The organism is Candidatus Pelagibacter sp. HIMB1485 (assembly GCF_052048055.1).
Classification (GTDB): domain Bacteria; phylum Pseudomonadota; class Alphaproteobacteria; order Pelagibacterales; family Pelagibacteraceae; genus Pelagibacter.
The window spans coordinates 366,775-384,244 of sequence record NZ_JBNAIN010000001.1; the positions used below are offsets into that span (position 1 = coordinate 366,775).

Annotated in this window: 18 protein-coding genes; 8 read left to right on the forward strand and 10 right to left on the reverse strand. The window is 28.4% G+C overall.

Translation table 11 applies throughout. The features are described from left to right. Positions 1 to 4: 4 nt before the first annotated feature. Genes ACTTA4_RS01955 through ACTTA4_RS01985 form a run of 7 tightly spaced genes read right to left on the reverse strand, consistent with a single transcriptional unit; the run spans position 5 to position 6,632 of the window. On the reverse strand, positions 5 to 1,732 hold the full coding sequence (locus tag ACTTA4_RS01955) for a S1 RNA-binding domain-containing protein (protein WP_440633302.1): 1,728 nt from the start codon (positions 1,730 to 1,732) through the stop codon (positions 5 to 7). After that, positions 1,732 to 2,388, reverse strand: a complete 657-nt coding sequence (locus ACTTA4_RS01960) for a (d)CMP kinase (RefSeq protein WP_440633303.1) — start codon at positions 2,386 to 2,388, stop codon at positions 1,732 to 1,734. Before ACTTA4_RS01960 ends, ACTTA4_RS01955 begins: the two co-directional genes overlap by 1 nt. Then, positions 2,381 to 3,709 carry a 3-phosphoshikimate 1-carboxyvinyltransferase gene (gene aroA, locus ACTTA4_RS01965; RefSeq protein ID WP_440633304.1) on the reverse strand — a complete coding sequence of 443 codons (1,329 nt, stop codon included), beginning with the start codon at positions 3,707 to 3,709 and terminating at the stop codon, positions 2,381 to 2,383. The genes ACTTA4_RS01960 and aroA overlap by 8 nt, the downstream gene beginning before the upstream one ends. Positions 3,710 to 3,715: 6 nt before the next feature. Beyond that, the gene (locus tag ACTTA4_RS01970) at positions 3,716 to 4,492 is read right to left on the reverse strand and encodes an ATP-binding cassette domain-containing protein (RefSeq protein WP_440633305.1); all 777 of its coding nucleotides are present in this window, start codon (positions 4,490 to 4,492) and stop codon (positions 3,716 to 3,718) included. Then, the gene (lptC, locus tag ACTTA4_RS01975; protein ID WP_440633306.1) at positions 4,479 to 5,051 is read right to left on the reverse strand and encodes an LPS export ABC transporter periplasmic protein LptC; all 573 of its coding nucleotides are present in this window, start codon (positions 5,049 to 5,051) and stop codon (positions 4,479 to 4,481) included. The genes ACTTA4_RS01970 and lptC overlap by 14 nt, the downstream gene beginning before the upstream one ends. 1 nt (position 5,052) lies before the next feature. Then, positions 5,053 to 6,021 (reverse strand): KpsF/GutQ family sugar-phosphate isomerase, encoded by a 969-nt coding sequence (locus ACTTA4_RS01980; protein WP_440633307.1) that lies wholly within the window; start codon positions 6,019 to 6,021, stop codon positions 5,053 to 5,055. After that, entirely contained in the window at positions 6,021 to 6,632 is a 612-nt protein-coding gene (locus tag ACTTA4_RS01985; RefSeq protein ID WP_440633308.1) for a ribonuclease D, read from the reverse strand. Before ACTTA4_RS01985 ends, ACTTA4_RS01980 begins: the two co-directional genes overlap by 1 nt. 17 nt (positions 6,633 to 6,649) lie before the next feature. Here ACTTA4_RS01985 and ACTTA4_RS01990 point away from each other — a divergent pair, with 17 nt between their 5' ends. Then, a complete protein-coding gene (locus tag ACTTA4_RS01990) occupies positions 6,650 to 7,633 on the forward strand; it encodes a complex I NDUFA9 subunit family protein (RefSeq protein WP_440633310.1) in 984 nt (327 codons plus the stop codon). Positions 7,634 to 7,637: 4 nt separating this feature from the next. Here ACTTA4_RS01990 and ACTTA4_RS01995 read toward each other — a convergent pair whose 3' ends face one another. Continuing rightward, positions 7,638 to 8,132, reverse strand: a complete 495-nt coding sequence (locus tag ACTTA4_RS01995; RefSeq protein WP_440633311.1) for a GcrA family cell cycle regulator — start codon at positions 8,130 to 8,132, stop codon at positions 7,638 to 7,640. Positions 8,133 to 8,302: 170 nt separating this feature from the next. Here ACTTA4_RS01995 and ACTTA4_RS02000 point away from each other — a divergent pair, with 170 nt between their 5' ends. Both ACTTA4_RS02000 and argF read left to right on the forward strand, forming a co-directional pair. Further along, positions 8,303 to 9,472 (forward strand): aspartate aminotransferase family protein, encoded by a 1,170-nt coding sequence (locus ACTTA4_RS02000; RefSeq protein WP_440633312.1) that lies wholly within the window; start codon positions 8,303 to 8,305, stop codon positions 9,470 to 9,472. Continuing rightward, on the forward strand, positions 9,472 to 10,401 hold the full coding sequence (gene argF, locus ACTTA4_RS02005; RefSeq protein ID WP_440633313.1) for an ornithine carbamoyltransferase: 930 nt from the start codon (positions 9,472 to 9,474) through the stop codon (positions 10,399 to 10,401). The genes ACTTA4_RS02000 and argF overlap by 1 nt, the downstream gene beginning before the upstream one ends. On the opposite strand, the gene ACTTA4_RS02010 is transcribed toward argF, so the two are convergent. Further along, positions 10,393 to 10,932, reverse strand: a complete 540-nt coding sequence (locus ACTTA4_RS02010) for a c-type cytochrome (RefSeq protein ID WP_440633314.1) — start codon at positions 10,930 to 10,932, stop codon at positions 10,393 to 10,395. The genes argF and ACTTA4_RS02010 overlap by 9 nt on opposite strands. Before the next feature lie 93 nt (positions 10,933 to 11,025). On the opposite strand from ACTTA4_RS02010, the gene kdsB reads away from it, so the two are divergent. From kdsB to recR, 5 genes are all read left to right on the forward strand, one after another. Then, on the forward strand, positions 11,026 to 11,757 hold the full coding sequence (gene kdsB / locus ACTTA4_RS02015; protein ID WP_440633315.1) for a 3-deoxy-manno-octulosonate cytidylyltransferase: 732 nt from the start codon (positions 11,026 to 11,028) through the stop codon (positions 11,755 to 11,757). Further along, positions 11,757 to 12,593, forward strand: a complete 837-nt coding sequence (locus ACTTA4_RS02020; RefSeq protein WP_440633316.1) for a prephenate dehydratase domain-containing protein — start codon at positions 11,757 to 11,759, stop codon at positions 12,591 to 12,593. The genes kdsB and ACTTA4_RS02020 overlap by 1 nt, the downstream gene beginning before the upstream one ends. 138 nt (positions 12,594 to 12,731) lie before the next feature. Then, on the forward strand, positions 12,732 to 14,381 hold the full coding sequence (dnaX, locus tag ACTTA4_RS02025) for a DNA polymerase III subunit gamma/tau (protein ID WP_440633317.1): 1,650 nt from the start codon (positions 12,732 to 12,734) through the stop codon (positions 14,379 to 14,381). Next, positions 14,374 to 14,691, forward strand: a complete 318-nt coding sequence (locus tag ACTTA4_RS02030; RefSeq protein ID WP_262590178.1) for a YbaB/EbfC family nucleoid-associated protein — start codon at positions 14,374 to 14,376, stop codon at positions 14,689 to 14,691. Before dnaX ends, ACTTA4_RS02030 begins: the two co-directional genes overlap by 8 nt. Before the next feature lie 3 nt (positions 14,692 to 14,694). Then, positions 14,695 to 15,306 carry a recombination mediator RecR gene (gene recR, locus ACTTA4_RS02035; RefSeq protein ID WP_440619406.1) on the forward strand — a complete coding sequence of 204 codons (612 nt, stop codon included), beginning with the start codon at positions 14,695 to 14,697 and terminating at the stop codon, positions 15,304 to 15,306. On the opposite strand, the gene ACTTA4_RS02040 is transcribed toward recR, so the two are convergent. Beyond that, positions 15,293 to 17,455, reverse strand: coding sequence for a malate synthase G (locus tag ACTTA4_RS02040; RefSeq protein ID WP_440633318.1), 2,163 nt, complete (start codon positions 17,453 to 17,455; stop codon positions 15,293 to 15,295). The two genes, recR and ACTTA4_RS02040, sit on opposite strands and share 14 nt — an antisense overlap. Between the last annotated feature and the right edge of the window lie 15 nt (positions 17,456 to 17,470).

Sequence of the window (17,470 nt, forward strand, 5' to 3'; positions counted from 1 at the left end):
TCAATTATTCTTTCTCTTCTTCTTTTTTCTTTAAATCTTCAGATAATGATGAAAAAGGCAGGTTTTTACCAGAACCTTCAGATCCATATTTTTCAAGAGCTTCTTTTTTCTCAATTTCTTCAAGTAACCTAATGCTTAATGTTACTTTTCTCTTATTCATGTCCAAATCTGCGATCGCACAATCTAATTTCTCACCACCTGTCCATCTACTTGGTCTAGCATCAGCAGCATTAATTGCTATTGCAGATTTTTTAATCTGGAAGTCCATTTCACAACCCTCTGGTCTTACTATAAGTCCTTTGTTATCAGTTGAAACAACTTTAACAGTTATTGTTTGATTTTTTGACTTATCTCTAAACCAGTCAAATGGATCTGTTTGAGTTTGTCTTAAACCAACTCTAATCTTTTGTTCTGAAGATTTTATTTCTAATACTTTAACTTTAAGCTTATCACCTTTTTTATACTTAGACAGTTCTTCTTCACCATTATTTGAATAAGTTAAATCATTGCAATGTAAAAAAGCGTCAATATCTAAATCTTCAATTTTAACAAATAAAGAATATTCATTTTTATTTACAACTTCTCCCTCAACAATTGTACCAACAGGATATTTTTTCTCAAATGTTTCAAAAGGATTATCTTGAGTTAATCTATGTGATATTGCAACACGTCTTTTGTCTTTGTCAATTTCAGTAATTACACAATCTATTTCATCTCCAACTTTAAACATTTTTTTTGCTGAAATATTTTTTTTTGTCCAGCTTAGTTCGCTTGAATGAAGCAAGGTAGTTAAACCTGGTTCTAGCTCACAAAAAGCTCCAAAGTCCATTAATTTTACTACTTTAACTTTGTAGATTTTATTTAATTCGTAATTTTCAATATGCTCAAAAGGATCTGGAGATAATTGTTTTACCGAACATCCAACTTGTAATTTTTCTTTATCAACACTGATAACTTTTAGGTCGTGTTTTTCACCTATATTAAATACTTCATCAGGATGATTTACTCTTGAATAAGAAATTTCTTGTAAATGTACCAATACATCTAATTCACCGTTTACATTAAAGAAGCAACCAAATGAACTGTATCCTTTTACTTCGGCACCTTTTATAATGTCTCCGACTTTATATTTCTCAACTATTTTTGCTTTATCCTCTTTCTTGAAAGATGAAATTATTTCTCTCCTTGATACGCAGGCATTACCTCTTACTTTATCTAATTTAATTAAAGCAAATTTCTGCGGCTCATTCATTAGATGACTAATATCTTTTAAAGGTTTGTCACTAATCTGCGATCCAGGTAAAAACATTAGTGAACCTGTGTCTATATGTTCGACAATACATCCACCTTTACACTTAGATGTAATTTTTCCCATAATGGGTTCATTTTTTTCATATGCTTCAACTAATTTGTCCCAACCTTTAATTTTTTGAGCTTTACTAGCAGAGACCAAAACTTCACCATTTTTATCTTCAATTTTTTCAAGTAAAACTGGAATTGTTTCCCCAACTTTAATTTTATCTGAAAGACCCATGCTCTTTAATTCATTTATATCAAGAACTGGTTCTGATTTTAGACCTTCAACAAATAAAAATACAAATTTCTCTGTAATTTTATTTATTTTACCTTCAATTATTTTACCTTCTTCTATTTGAACTTTTGAGAGTTGACTATTTAGTAATTTTTCGAATTCTTGTGATGCTGGATTTGATAAGTCTTTGTAAATTTCCATTAATTATTAATTTTCCTATCTATTATTTTTTTTATTTTTAAAAAACATGACCTTTTATTAAGGTTTGTTGTATTAATCAATAGTGAATCTTTTGTTTTCATTAATGGAGATATTTTTCTATTAAAATCACTTTTATCACGTATTTTAATGCTTTTTAAGACTTCTTTATAAGTAATTTTTTTCTTTAATCCTTTTAATTCTTTATATCTTCTTAATGCTCTGGTTTTTACATTTGCAGTTATATAAAACTTTAAATCAGCATCAGGTACAATTTTATATGTAATATCCCTGCCATCTAAACAAGAACCTTTGTATTTTTTGGGTGGGTTATAAGCAAAATTTACTTGTAGAGAATGTACCATTTTTCTTAAAGATTTAATTTTAGAAATTATTGAGGCCTCTGTTCCAATCTCATCAGACAGTAAATTCTTGTTCGAAAGATCTTTTATTTTTAAAGACATAATTTTTGATTTTATAAATTTATTATTAAATTTTTTTGGATATTTTATTTTTAAATAAGCAACAAATCTGTAAATTTTACCTGTATCAAGATAAAAAAGACCATAATGTTTAGAAATAGCTTTTGCTAAAGTCCCAGCGCCTGCAGCAGCAGGAGAATCGATAGCAATTTTTAAAATATTTTTTCTTTTAAGCACTTTTTATATTTTTAATTATTTTTAAAAAATTAGGAAACGAGGTGTTAATTGAGTCTTTATCATGAATAGTCCATCTTCCCCCAAAAGTCAAAGCCGCAATCAAACTTGTCATGAATACCCTATGATCTTTCAAATAGTTTTTAATAATGATTTTTTTGTCATAATCTAAATTTAAATTTGGGTTACCATAAATTTTAATTGAATGATTTGTTGTAATTGTTTTTATACCTAAATTTGCTAAAATTTTTTCTGCCCATTTTAATCTTGGACTTTCCTTTTGATTTAGTTCACTAAGGTTTTTAAAATAAGAAATACCTTTGGCTTTGGCTGCAACTAAAAAAATAACTAAAAACTCATCAATAGCTCCACTATTAAATTTTGTAGGACAATTAATAGCTTTTATATTTTTTGCACTGACTACTCTAATGTCTGCTTTCTTTTCCCCTTTATAAATTTTTTGTTTTTTAAATTCAATTTTTACTCCCATTTTTTTTAAAATATCGATAATACCTGTTCTTGATGGATTAATATTAACATTTTTAATAGTTAACTCTGAGTTTTTTGTTAGCGCTGTTAAAACAATAAAGAATGCGCTAGAGCTGATATCCGACGGAATGTTATAATTTATAGTTTTAATTTTTTTTATTTTTTTGATTTTAATCTCATCAAAATTTTTGTGACTTTTGATACTTATTGGTAATCTCAAGTGTTTACATAATAGTTCTGTATGATTTCTTGATTTTTTTGCTTTGATTATTGTAGTACCTTCAGTTCTCATTGCTGCAAACATAACCGAACTTTTGCATTGAGCTGAACCTCTATTTTCGTTGTATTTAATCGGTTTTAATTTGGAAGATCCACAAATTTTTAAAGGTAAAAATTTTTTATCTTTTAATTTAAACTTAGCACCAAATTTACTTAAGGGTTTACATACTCTTAAAAAATCTCTTTTGGATAAACTTTTGTCCCCAATTAATTTGATTGGCTTTGTAGAATTTACTAACAGTCCCAATATTAGTCTTCCTAATGTACCTGAATTTTTTGCATCTAATATGAGATTTTTTTTATATTTGTATCCATCAATCCCCTTTCCAAAAATTATACATTCTTTTTTTTTTATAAGTATTTTAATACCTAGTTTTCTAAGTGTATATATCGTGGCCATAACGTCCTCAGACATTAAAAGATTTTTTGCTTTTGATTTACCACTTGATAACGAAGCAAAAAGTACCCACCTAATACTCAAACTTTTGTCGCCTGGAACTTTTATTGTTTTCTTAAAATTTTCGATTTTGTTATTTATTTTAACAATGTTTGACATTAAAAATTAATTGATTTTAAAGTTTTCACCAAAATATGCATTTTTGGCATTTATATTATTTACTAAATTAGAAGGTGTGTCTTGAGCAACTATTTTGCCGTTGTTTAATATCATAGCCGTGTCAACACATGCAAGAAGGTCTCTTGCTTGATGATCACATATAATAACAGTTATAAGATTCTCTCGTTGTAAATTTACAATAATTTCTTGCAGCATTTTTATTGTTAAAACATCTAAGGCGGCGAAAGGTTCATCTAAAAGTAAAACTTTAGGGTCGCTTAATAAAGCTAATGCTAAAACTAATTTTCTTTTTTGACCGCCAGAAAGATATTTTGCTTTAATTTCTTTTAGGTTATCTAACTCAAATCTAGAAACTAAAAAATCAATTTTTTTACTTCGTAAGCTTTTTTCTTTAATCACTATTTCACTTATTGCTTTTAAATTGTCAATTAGACTAAGATCTGAAAAAAAACCTCCATATTGAGGGCAATAGCTAGTTTTGAATTTTTTTGTTCTAAAATAAACTGGATATTTATTTACTTCAGAACCACTAATTTTTATAATTCCAGAATTAGGATTTATTAGACCAACAAGTAGATTGAAAATTGTACTTTTACCAACTCCATTTGGACCTAACATACCAAATATTTCACCTCTATTAATTTTAAAATTTATATTATCTAAAATTAATCTATTACCATATGAAAGAGATACATCATTGAACTCAACAATTGAATCTGTACTTTTGAAGGATTTAATTCTAAATTTTTTAATTATTGCCATCTGAGTAATTTTTACTTTTTATATTAACTTTTTTATTTTCTTCATACATAAAAATTTTTGTATCTTTAGTATTTATATTTAATTCAATTACATCACTCTCCAAAATATTTTCTAAATTTGTAAAAATTACATTTCTTGAAACAGTCATTCTATTTTGTGAAAGCGAAAAATCTAAATATTCACCAGTAATTTTATTATCTAAATAAGTTATTACTACATTTTTAGAAAAAATTGTATCATAATTATTTGAATTATATTTTCCAAAGTCTGAAATAATATTTATTTCATCTTCATTTTTTAATTTAATTAAGGATTTTACATTTTCTAAAAATATTACATCACTATTGTTAATATCTATTTCACCCTTTTCTGCAATTATTGTATATTCATTTCCATCAGCATCTTTTGCAACATATTTAATGTTTTCAAGTAAGTTCGAATTTTTTAAATTATTTTCATTTGATATTAAGTTTTCATTTTTTTTTTCTGGAATTAATTTTAAATATGAGAATAAGAGAATTACAAAAATGAAAGAAAAAACGCCAATTTTTTTTATCATTTTAAGTTATATTTGACTGCAATATAGTATGAATGTGAACTATGCCAATTGTTTTAAAAGAATTTTTTTTACTATAAACAACTAGTGATGTAATTTTTTTTCTATTCATCAAAGCAAGAGCTTTTGCGGCAAGTTCATTTTTAATTATATAAATAGGTTTCTTAGTCATAATTTTTTTTACAGGCAATAAGTGGAACTCAGAGTTTTTTTGACTAAACCTCCTAATTTGTCCATCAGTAATAATTCCAGAAGTTTTTTTATTTTTATCTCTTACAATCAGCACTCCTAAATTTTTATCAGTCAGAATTCTAAGAGCTTTACTCATTTTTAAACTTTCATTTACAAATGGGATATCTTTTCCAGTAATCATAATATCTTCTACAGTTTTAAGTTGAGCCCCTAGACTTCCAGCAGGATGAAGTTTTTTAAAATCCATTTTACCAAATTTTTTAAATTTCATTGCTGTTATTGCAAGGGAATCGCCCAAAGCTAGTTGTGTTGTTGTGCTCGCGGTTGGTACTATTCCCTCAGCTTCATCAACTTTCGGAATAAGTAATTTGATATCTGATGACTTGTAAAGAATAGAGTCTTTTTTTGAGACAATTCCTATTAATAGAATTTTATTTCTTTTTGCAAACTGAATAATATTTTTAAGCTCTGCTGTTTCACCTGAGTTACTAATCAATACTAAAATATCTTTTTTAGAGATCATACCAAGATCCCCATGAGATGCTTCGCTAGCATTAAGACTAAATGAAGGTGTTCCTACAGAAGCCAGAGTAGCTGCAATTTTAGAGGCAATTAAACCACTTTTTCCAACTCCGCACAGCACTACTTTTGATTGACAATTTGCTATATGAAAAACTGCTTCATTAAATGATTTGTTTATATTTTTTTTTAAACTTTGTAAGGCTTTTATTTCAAGATTTATGACCTCTTTTGCAGTTGATATAAATTTCTTCTTATTCATTAATGTGACCAGATATCATCTTTAAACAGTGCAAGATCAAGATCCACTCTTGTTTTTAAAAATTTTAAACAATCATTGTAAAGTTGCATCCTTTTTTCTCGTTCTAATATTTTTTTTAATTCATTATGAATTTGGTGCAAATAAATTACATCGTTAGCACAATATTTAAGTTGTGCTGGTGTTAATTCACCTCCGAAATCAGAGCTCTGAAATTGTTTATTGATATCTATATTTACAAACTCCTTAATTAATGTTTTTAAGGAGTGATTATCAGAGTAAGATCTTGCAAGTTTTGATGCAATTTTTGTATCTAAAATATTGTTTGTGTCTGTTTTCAAATAATATTTAATATGAGCCATATCTGCTCGTCCATAATGAAAAATTTTCGTTATGTTTTTGTCATTAAGTAATTTAATTAAATTAGGTGCTTGATAATTTTCCCTATCAAATTGCACTATATGAGCATCAGAGTTACCTGAAGACACTTGAATTAAGCATAAGGGATCACGTCTGACATTTAGACCCATAAATTCACCATCTACGGCAATTATATTGCCTAAATTTAAATCATCTGGTAGATCGTTTTTGTGAAGTTGAATATTATTACTCATTTTTTAAACATATATATATGAAAGCAAAAAATTGTCTAATTTTTGGTGGAAGTGGTCAAATTGGTCGAAATTTAATTAGGAAGCTTACAAAGAACAATTATCAGGTAACTGTTGTAACTAGAAATATTCATCAAAAAAGCTACATTATAAAAACTCAAGCAAATGCAGGTTATATAGATATTGTTGAATCAAATATTTTTGAAGAACAAAAACTTAGAAAGCTTTTTGAAAAAGCGGATGTATGTATAAATTTAATTGGAATTTTATTTGAGTCAAAAAAAGGAAACACATTTAAAAATATTCACACTGTTTTTCCTTATTTGTTATCTAAACTTTCAAAAGAATATAAACTTAAGCATTTTATTCATCTATCAGCACTTGGAATAAACGAGGCAACAGACTCAGTTTATGCTAAAAGTAAATTAGAGGGAGAGGAAAAAATTCTAAAAAATTTTCCTTTAGCCACAATTTTAAGACCATCTATTGTGTATTCTGTTGATGATAACTTTACAACAAATTTTATGACACTTTTGAGTAGATTACCAGTATTCCCGCTTTATTATGAAGGTAAAACTAAGTTTGCACCAATTCATTGCTCCGACCTAACAGATGTTATTTTCAATGTTATATCAAATAATGTTAACTCCAAAATAATTGAATGTGTTGGTCCAGAAATAATTTCATTTAAAGAAATATTAGAAAAATTACTAAATTTAATTGGAAAGAAAAGATTGTTAATACCAATGCCATTGCCAATTGCACAAATGTCAGCGAAATTTTTCGAAATAATGCCAAAACCACTTTTGACTAGAGATCAATTAAAACTTTTAAAACATGATAATATTTTATCTGGCAAATATAAATCAAATTCAGAAATAGGTGTACCAAGTTTGAGATACTTCGATGAAGAAGTTAAAAAATATTGCTATATGTGGAGGGAAGGAGGTCAATTTTCCACAGAAAAATATAATTCAGATAATATGGATATTAAGACGAATTAAAATTTTAAGCAGATTGAATTTTCTTTTCAATAAATTCTGGAACTTCCTCTTTTTCTGTAACTTCTTCTTTTTTACCTTTTGGTTGATAAGCATAAAGTAAATGAAGTTTACAATAAGAGAAATCTTTTAAAGAAGATCTGCCACAAAAATAAAATTCTTTTTCATCTGGATGACCTATTGGCCACTTACATGAATTCTCATCTAGCTCTTCTAATTGTTTAGGATTTTCTGGTTCAAAATCTTTTTCAATAATTAATGATTTAAACTTACTTTTACGACCTCTACTTGATTTTGCATTATTTCCTTCAATAGAATTTTCGAAATTTTTATTTGAAGTTGCAGTTCTTGTTTTTATTTTTGCTGAAAGATTTAATCTATGGGCTTTTCCAATGACTGCGTTTCGACTAATACCACCAATGATCTCAGCTATTTGGCTAGCTGTGTTGCCTTTGCCCCATAATTCCTTTAATTTTGAAACTTTTTCTTCAGTCCAACTCATATCTATATGTTGTGTTAATTACTTTTAAAATGACAATATACTGTTATTAATTTAATTGAAACAATGAAAAAATTAGAGTTATCAACAAAAAAAGCTTAGTTCAAATAAAATTAGTTTTTCAATCATAACTTGTATCTGTGAAATAAAATTTATAAAAACAAATTTAATTTATGAGCAATTTAGCAAAAAATTATAACAGAAAAAAAATTTCATTTAAGTATGGCAAGGGAAGCTATCTTTACTCTAATAATGGAAAAAAATATCTTGATTTTGTTATGGGTATTGCTGTTAATTCTTTAGGTCATGCTCATCCAAGTTTAATCAAAACTATAAACAACCAATCAAAAAAGCTTTGGCATGTATCAAATGCTTTTCAAATTCCTGAAGGAGAAAATCTAGCAAAAAAACTTTGTAAAAAAACATTCGCTGATTATGTGATGTTTCAAAATAGTGGAGCAGAAGCTACAGAGGCAGCTATTAAAGTTGCTAGAAGATATTTTTTTTCAATAGGTAAACCAAATAAAAATAGAATTCTTTGCATTAAAAATTCATTTCATGGAAGAACATTAGCTGCAATTTATGCGAGTGGTTCTAAAAAAATGACAGAAGGATTTGGCCCTAAAGTAAAAGGATTTGATCACTTTATTTTTGGAGATCACAAAGCATTAGAAAAGAAAATTACAAAAGATACTGCAGCTATAATGGTTGAAACGATAATGGGAGAAGGTGGAATTAAAGTTATTCCAGATTTCTGTTTAAGAGAGCTTAGAAAATTGTGTGATAAGAAAAAAATTCTTTTAATTCTGGATGAAGTTCAATGTGGAATAGGCAGATCAGGAGATTTTTTTGCATTTGAAAAATCTAAAGTAAAACCAGATATAGTTCCAATAGCTAAAGGAATTGGAGGTGGGTTTCCAATAGGAGCTGTTCTTATGAATAAAAAAGTAGCCGCAGGGATGACTCCTGGTACCCATGGCTCAACATTTGGAGGCAATCCACTTGCTATGTCGGTTGGAAATAAAGTAATGGATATAGTTTCAAATAAAAAGTTTTTAAATAATGTAAAAAAACTATCTAAATATTTTTTATTAAACCTTAATAAAATTAAAGAAAAATATCCTAGTATTATTAAACAAATAAGAGGAAGAGGTTTTCTAATTGGTATACAGTTACATCAAGATCAGACAAATTTTATTAAAAAATTAATGGAAAATAAATTATTAACTATTCGTGCTGCAGAAAATGTTGTCAGAATTTTACCACCTCTTAATGTTAAAAAAAGTGAGATTGATGAAGCTTTAAAAATTATAAATAAAGTTTGTAGTCAATTTAAATTATAATGAAACATTTTATTAACTTAAAAGATATTCCCAGTAAAGATTTAAGAAAAATAATTACTGATGCAAAAAAAAGAAAAAGCTCTCGAAAAAAACTTAATACATTAGAAACAGACAAAGGTGCTCCATTAAAAGGTAAAATTTTGATCCAAATGTTTGAAAAACCAAGCCTGAGAACAAGAATGAGCTTTTATTTAGCAATAAAACAACTTGGAGGAGGCACTGTAACGCTTAGATCTAATGAACTTCATTTAGGACAAGGTGGCGAAAGTATATCAGATACAGCGAAGGTTCTATCAACTTATGGTGATGGATTTATGTTGAGAACAGATAGTGATAAAAAAATTGAGGATTTTAAAAAATATTTATCTATTCCGGTAATTAATGGTTTGAGCCCGTCCTCTCATCCAACTCAAGTACTTTCAGATGTTTTTACAGTTGAAGAGATTACAAAAAAACCTATTTCTAAATTAAATATTTGCTGGATTGGAGATTCAAATAATGTTCTGGATAGTTTAATCGCTGCTTCAGTTAAATTTTCTTTCAAATTAAGCATTGGTTGTCCAAAAAACTTCGAACCAGGAAAAGAAGTGAGAAATTGGGTAAAAAAAAATAAGAGAAAAATTTATATTTATAATGATCCAAAAAAAGCTGCTAGTGGAGCTGACGTAATTTTTTCTGATAAAGTTATTTCGTTAAATGACAAAGTAAACAAAAAGAAAAAAATTCAGGCATTTAAAAAATTTAAAATTGATAAAAAATTAATGGGTTTTGCAAATAAGAATTGTATTTTTTTGCATTGTCTGCCTAGAGGCAATGAAGTGTCTGAAGACATTTTCTTGGGAAAAAAATCTCATGTATGGATACAGGCTCTTAACAGAGTTCATGTTCAAAAAAGTATACTGTTGTATTGTTTTGGAAAATTAAGGTAGTGGAACTGGGCTATCTGAATTTTCATTTAGATATTTAATTACAGAAGCTCTATCCGCTTCTTTTCTTAAACCTGCATAAGCCATTTTTGTACCTTTAATATATTTTGCAGGTTTTTTTAGAAATCCATTTAGCTCTTCAAATGTCCATTCTTTTTCATAAGCAGCTAATGCTTTTGAATATTTATAATCTTCGACTGCTCCAACTTTTCTTCCAACGACATTATATAAAGCTGGACCTATAGCATTTTTACCACCTTTAATTATTGAGTGACAGGCTGCACACTTTTTAAATATTTTTTCTCCACTTGCTATATCTCCCATAGCCATTAATGCAGCAATGTCGACTTTTTCTTCTGCAGTAGTTGTTGTAGAAGATGATGCAGCAGATACTTGTTCAACTTCCACCGTGTAACCTGGAGTTTCTGGTTTTTCTACATGAAAAATTACATCAGATAATTTTCCTATACCAATAACAAGAAGTGCTACCATTAGAACTGCAGCTACAATTTTGTTAATTTCAAAAGAATCCATTTTTATAAATTTAATTTTGAACGTATAACATGATAAATTAAAATTTGACTAAAATTTAATGTACAAATTTGCCTCTATTTTAATTAGTGATTAATGAAAACTCTTATAATTATACCCTCTAGATTATCCGCAACTAGGCTTCCAGGAAAACCATTATTAAAAATCAATGATATTTCAATTATTTCACATGTATTTAACAAGGCAAAAGAAGCAAATATTGGAGAGGTAATTGTTGCTGCAGAGGATCAAGAGATTGTCAATGATGTTAAAAATAATGGAGGAAATGCTATTTTAACAAGTGATCAACATAAAACTGGTACAGACCGAATATATGAAGCTTATCAAAAACTCAACTTAGATAATATTGATTTTATAATGAACCTACAAGGTGACGAGCCAGCAATAAATATTCAGGATATTGTAAACCTAAACCAAATGATGATAGATCACAAAGCAAAAATAGGAACCCTTGCTGCTAAAATTGAGAATAAATCAGATTTAGCAAATGAGAATATAGTTAAAGTTATTACTGAAAATAATTTAGAAGATGACCCGTTTTCTAAAGCAAAAATATTTTTAAGGAATTCTGAAGATACCTCAAATATTTATCACCATATTGGAATTTACTGTTATTCATCTGAAATTCTTAAAAACTTTGTTGAATTACCACAATCAAAAAATGAAATTGAAAATAAATTAGAACAACTTCGAGCTCTAGACAATAATATCAAAATAAATGTTGCTCTAGCAAGCAAAGCCCCTATAGGAGTTGATACAGAAGAAGATTATCTGGCCTTAAAAAAAATAATGGAATATAAGTCCTGATGGGTAAAATATATTTTCAAGGAACATTTGGAGCTTATTCTCATTTAGCAGCATTATCAATCGACCCTGATGCTGAAATTTTACCTTGTAAAACTTTTGATGATTGTTTTAATAAAGCTTCAGAAGAACCCGATTGTAGAATAATAATACCAGAGTCTAACAGAATTACAGGAAATATAGGTATCGAATATTTAATTTTTAAACATAGATTGAATATTTACCAAGAGCACTTTCAAAAAATCGAACATAATTTATTAGGTCAAAAGGGAGCTAAACTGTCTGATATAAAAGAAGTTTATTCTCATGCACAGGGTTTGTCGCAATGTTCAAATTTCATAAAAGAAAATAATATTGCCGAACATATAAGAGCAGATACAGCTGGATCAGCCGAAATGATTTCTAAAACAAAAGACAAAAAACAGGCAGCAATAGCATCATCTCTAAGTGCTGAAATTTATAATCTTGATGTAATTAAAAAAAATATAGAAAACGAGAGTGGAAATTTAACACGATTTCTTGTTATGGGAAAAAATATATCTCAACCTGAGTTTGGAAATAAAAAATATATAACTTCATTTTTATTTAAACTTAAAAGTAAACCTGCAGCTCTTTATCAATCGCTTGGAGGATTTGCTATCAATGGAGTAAATCTTACTAAGCTTCAAAGTTACCCTGAAAAAAATTCTTTCGACTCTTATTTTTTCTTATGCGATTTAGATGGACATATTGAAGATCCAAAAGTTCAAAAATCTCTTGAAGAGCTAGGCTTACATTGTGAGGATTTTCACGTCCTAGGTGTTTTTGAAGCCGATAGTTTGAGACAAAAAAAACAATAATCTTTTCTTGTAGATTAGAAATTTTAACTGCTATAATAGATTTGGAGGCTAGAGGTGGATGCTGCTTGAACCCGACCAGATCTTAACGGAAGCAGTCGTAGAGACAGTTATTCAGGTTCTAGTCTCCTTAAAAAATTTATGAATAACAATTCAAAAGTACTAGCTCTTAAATATAGACCTCAAATATTTGATGATCTTATTGGTCAAGAAGTTGTTGCTGAAACAATTATAAACTCGATAAAAGCTGACAAAGTACCTAATGCATATTTATTTACTGGAATTAGAGGGATTGGAAAAACTACAACTGCAAGAATTGTAGCAAAAGCATTGAATTGCTCAAATGGTATTGAAAAAATGTGCATTGATAATTTGTGTGAAAATTGTCAGTCGATTGCAAATTCAAGTCACATTGATGTGCTTGAAATGGATGCGGCCAGCAAGACAGGAGTTGATGATGTTAGAGATCTAATTGAGTTTTCTAGATATGGGCCTACTTCTGCAAAGTACAAAATATTTATAATTGATGAAGTTCATATGTTAAGTAAACAAGCTTTTAATGCTTTACTAAAAACATTAGAAGAACCACCTTCATATTTGAAATTTATATTTGCCACAACAGAAATAAAAAAGATTCCTATAACAGTTGTTTCAAGGTGTCAGCGTTTTGATCTTTCAAGGATTAAATCTTCTGAATTGTTAGATTTTATAAAAAAAATTAAAGATAAAGAAAACGGAAAAGTTACTGATGACGCTCTAAAATTAATTGTAAAAATATCAGAGGGTTCAGTAAGAGATGCATTATCTCTATTAGATAGAGCGTTATTGAGTTTAGATAATGATAAAGAGCTAGATTTAAATTCTGCTCAAAAGATTTTTGGTTATTTTGATAAATCACAATTAATTGATTTATTTGAATTGATATTAAGAGGAGAAGAAGAAAAGGTAATAAAAATTTATAGAAAAATTTATGATCAGGGAGTTGAACCAAAAATATTTTTAAATGATTTTTTAGAACTGTTATATTACTTTAAAAATATAAATTCTTTAACTTTAGAAAGCACAAATTTTTCTCTCAATGATGAGGAATTTAATAAAATAAAAAATATTTCTAATCAAATCCAACCAGACGTATTAATTTTATTTTGGCAATTTTCTATCAAGTCGTTAGAAGAATTAGATATTGTATCAAATCAACATTTATCAATTGAGATGTTTTTGATTAGATTAATGCATTTAAGTTCTGCAAAACAAGTTAAACAAATAGATACAAAACCTAAAGAAGAAAATTCAACTAGCAAAATTGAAATAAAAACAGAGACTAAAATTATTGACCAAATAAAAAATATTTCTCAAGAAGAAAAAAAGAATCCTGAAATACAAACTGAAGTTAAAGCAGAAATTAAAACTCAAATTAATTCTTTTGATGAATTAATTGCTACTTGCACAAGTAAAAGAGAATTAAAACTTAAATTTGAATTAGAGAAAAATGTCAATTTGGTTAAATTTGAAAAAAATAGGATTGAGATTTCATTTAATGACAGCCTTGATAAAGATTTTGTAAAAGATCTTTCCACAAAGCTTTTTGAATGGACAAAAGAAAGATGGATTATCACACTTAGTAAATCAAAAGGAGATCTCTCAGTTAGAGAAAAGAAAGAAAATGAAAAAAAAATATTAATTGAAAAAGCTAAACAAACTGAAATTTATAAAAACTTTATGGAAAATTTTCCTGATGCAGAACTGGTAGATGTTAAATCGATAACTAAGGAGGATAAGGATAATGACTGATTTTAATAAAATATTAGATAAAGCAAAAGAACTTGAAGCAAAAATGAAAGAGAGTCAGCAAAAAATTAAGGAGATTAGAGTAGAGGGTGTTTCTGGCTCAAATTCAGCAAAAATCGTCTTGGATGGAGAAGGTGAAATGCAATCAATTAAACTATCAGATGAAATAATGAAAGAAGACAAATCAATAATAGAAGATTTAATTGTAGCTGCACATAATAACGCTAAATCACAATTAAAGTCGAAAACATCAGAAGAGATATCAAAAGCTACAGGTGGATTTGGGATACCTGGTTTTAAGTGGCCACTATAGTAGATGCAAAATATTAACGAGATTGAAGAGTTAATAAAATTAATTTCAAAGCTTCCAGGTTTAGGACCAAAATCTGCCAAAAGGATTGTTTTAAAACTCATTAATAACCGTGATGAATTAGTAAAACCAATGGCAAATACATTGGCTCAAGTTTATAAAAATGTAACTAGATGTAATTCTTGTGGTTCACTTAAATCAATTTCAACTGGATGTATAAATTGTGAAAATACAAAAAATAAATATTCAAAGATTTGTGTTGTAGAAGACATTGCAGATCAATGGTCAATTGAAAATTCAAATATTTACCAAGGGTATTTTCATATTCTTGGAGGCACCATTTCATCAGTAGGTCAAAGAAAAGAAGATTTACTTGTAAATTCGTTGGTTGAGAGAGTTAACCGAGATAAAATTGAAGAAGTCATATTAGCCACAAGTGCAACTGTTGAAGGTCAAACAACTGCTTACTACATTCAAGATAGCCTAAAAAATTCTAATGTAAAAATTACAAAACTTGCACAGGGTTTACCTGTAGGTGGAGAAATTGAAAGTTTAGATGATGGGACTTTGTTTTCTGCTTTTAAAAATCGGTCTAATTTAATTTCTAATTCAGATTAGACTTTTTAGTAAGTCTATTTAAATGCAGTAAGGGTTCAGTATAACCAGATGGCTGTTCTTTTCCTTTAAATACCAAATCACATGCAGTTTGAAATGCAATTGAATTTTCAAAGTTATCACTCATTCTTACGTAATTAGTGTCATTTTTATTTTGATCATCAACAATTTTAGCCATGTCTTTAAGAATTTCTACAACTTGAATTTTTGTTGTAATTCCGTGATGTATCCAATTTGCAATATGTTGAGATGAAATTCTAAGAGTGGCTCTATCTTCCATCAAACCTACATTGTTTATATCTGGTACTTTGGAGCATCCAACGCCCTGATCAATCCATCTGACCACATAACCTAATAAAGTTTGAGCTGAGTTAGAAATTTCTTTATTAATTTCATCTACAGACCAATTTGGTCTATCAGCAGTAGGTATTGTTAAAAGATCATCAAGCTTTGCTTGTTCTCTATTTTTAATTTTTTGTTGTTCATCAAAAATATTTATTTCATGATAATGTAGCGAATGTAAAGCTGCAGCAGTCGGAGATGGAACCCATGCACAATTTGCTCCTGCTTTTAAATGTCCAGTTTTTTGCTCCATCATATCTTTCATTTTATCAGGCATTGCCCACATTCCTTTTCCAATTTGAGCTTTTCCAGATAATCCACATTTTAAACCAATATCAACATTGTTGTTTTCATATGCTGTAATCCATTTTGAAGTTTTCATGTCACCTTTTTTAATCATCGGACCAGCTTCCATAGAGGTGTGCATTTCATCACCAGTTCTGTCTAGAAAACCTGTATTTATAAAGAAAACTCTATTTTTTAACGATCTAATGCACTCTTTTAAATTAGCTGAAGTTCTTCTTTCTTCATCCATTATTCCAATCTTGCAGGTATATTTTGGCAAACCTAAAACTTCTTCAACTTTTGAGAAAAGCAAATCAGTAAATGCAGTTTCATCTGGTCCATGCATTTTTGGTTTAACGATATAAATAGAACCAGTTCTTGAATTAGTTTTTTTCTTAATATCATGAAGGGCTGCAGCTGTAGTAATGAATGCATCCATTATTCCTTCTGGAACTTCACTACCATCTTTTAAAATTATTGATGGATTAGTCATTAAGTGACCAACATTTCTAACTAGCAGCAAACTTCTTCCATGAAGCTTTAAACCTTTTCCATCTTTTGAAATATAGCTTCTATTAGGATTAAGTTTTCTTTCATATAATTTTCCTTCTTTTTCAAATTTTGATTTTAGATCACCTTTCATCAGACCTAGCCAATTTCTATAACAAACAATTTTATCTTCTGCATCTACAGCAGCTACACTATCTTCGTTATCACATATAGTTGACACCGCAGATTCTAAAATTATGTCACTAATCCCAGCATGATCTTGTTGAGCTGCAAAAGCTCTTGAGTCTTTTAAAATTTCTATATGTAAATTGTTATTTTTTAAAATTATAGCAGACGGGTTGTCAGCTTCACCCCTATGGCCAATAAACTTATTCTCATCTAACAAATCATAAATATCAGCACCTTTTAAAGCTTTAAATTTTCCATACTTAACCGCAAAACTTGTAATTTTTTGCCAACTCAATCCTGCTAATGGAAAATATTTATCTAAAAAATCTCTTCCATATTTTATTACCATCTCACCTCTTAATGGGTCGTATCTTTCAGATACACTATCTTCTGATTGTTCAATTACATCTGTTCCATACAGACTATCGTACAAGCTCATCCATCTAGCATTAGCAGCATTTAATGCATATCTCGCATTCATTACTGGTACAACAAGTTGAGGTCCAGCAATACTTGTTATTTCCTCATCAACATTTTGAGTTGATATTTCAAAATCGTCACCTTCTTCTTTCAAATAACCAATTTCTGTTAAAAATTTTTTATATTCTGACAAATTAAATTCATTTCCCTTATTTTTTATATGCCAATTGTCTATTTGTTTTTGTAAGTCTTCTCTAAATTTTATTAATTCTTTATTTTTAGGTGCTAATTCATTGACTGTTTTCTCGAACCCTAACCAAAAATTATCAACAGATAGATCTGTTTCTTTTAATAGCTCGTCGCTAATAAATTGAGAAAGTTTTTCAGATACTTTTAAAGTATTTATATTTATATATTTTTCTTGCATATCACCTAAATTACC

Excerpts from the sequence above, each read along its gene's own strand:
- ACTTA4_RS01955 (WP_440633302.1), bottom strand. The coding sequence starts at position 1,732 with ATGGAAATTTACAAAGACTTATCAAATCCAGCATCACAAGAATTCGAA.
- aroA (WP_440633304.1), bottom strand. The coding sequence starts at position 3,709 with ATGTCAAACATTGTTAAAATAAATAACAAAATCGAAAATTTTAAGAAA.
- ACTTA4_RS01970 (WP_440633305.1), bottom strand. The coding sequence starts at position 4,492 with ATGGCAATAATTAAAAAATTTAGAATTAAATCCTTCAAAAGTACAGAT.
- lptC (WP_440633306.1), bottom strand. The coding sequence starts at position 5,051 with ATGATAAAAAAAATTGGCGTTTTTTCTTTCATTTTTGTAATTCTCTTA.
- ACTTA4_RS01980 (WP_440633307.1), bottom strand. The coding sequence starts at position 6,021 with ATGAATAAGAAGAAATTTATATCAACTGCAAAAGAGGTCATAAATCTT.
- ACTTA4_RS01985 (WP_440633308.1), bottom strand. The coding sequence starts at position 6,632 with ATGAGTAATAATATTCAACTTCACAAAAACGATCTACCAGATGATTTA.
- ACTTA4_RS01990 (WP_440633310.1), top strand. The coding sequence starts at position 6,650 with ATGAAAGCAAAAAATTGTCTAATTTTTGGTGGAAGTGGTCAAATTGGT.
- ACTTA4_RS01995 (WP_440633311.1), bottom strand. The coding sequence starts at position 8,132 with ATGAGTTGGACTGAAGAAAAAGTTTCAAAATTAAAGGAATTATGGGGC.
- ACTTA4_RS02000 (WP_440633312.1), top strand. The coding sequence starts at position 8,303 with ATGAGCAATTTAGCAAAAAATTATAACAGAAAAAAAATTTCATTTAAG.
- argF (WP_440633313.1), top strand. The coding sequence starts at position 9,472 with ATGAAACATTTTATTAACTTAAAAGATATTCCCAGTAAAGATTTAAGA.
- ACTTA4_RS02010 (WP_440633314.1), bottom strand. The coding sequence starts at position 10,932 with ATGGATTCTTTTGAAATTAACAAAATTGTAGCTGCAGTTCTAATGGTA.
- kdsB (WP_440633315.1), top strand. The coding sequence starts at position 11,026 with ATGAAAACTCTTATAATTATACCCTCTAGATTATCCGCAACTAGGCTT.
- ACTTA4_RS02020 (WP_440633316.1), top strand. The coding sequence starts at position 11,757 with ATGGGTAAAATATATTTTCAAGGAACATTTGGAGCTTATTCTCATTTA.
- dnaX (WP_440633317.1), top strand. The coding sequence starts at position 12,732 with ATGAATAACAATTCAAAAGTACTAGCTCTTAAATATAGACCTCAAATA.
- ACTTA4_RS02030 (WP_262590178.1), top strand. The coding sequence starts at position 14,374 with ATGACTGATTTTAATAAAATATTAGATAAAGCAAAAGAACTTGAAGCA.
- recR (WP_440619406.1), top strand. The coding sequence starts at position 14,695 with ATGCAAAATATTAACGAGATTGAAGAGTTAATAAAATTAATTTCAAAG.
- ACTTA4_RS02040 (WP_440633318.1), bottom strand. The coding sequence starts at position 17,455 with ATGCAAGAAAAATATATAAATATAAATACTTTAAAAGTATCTGAAAAA.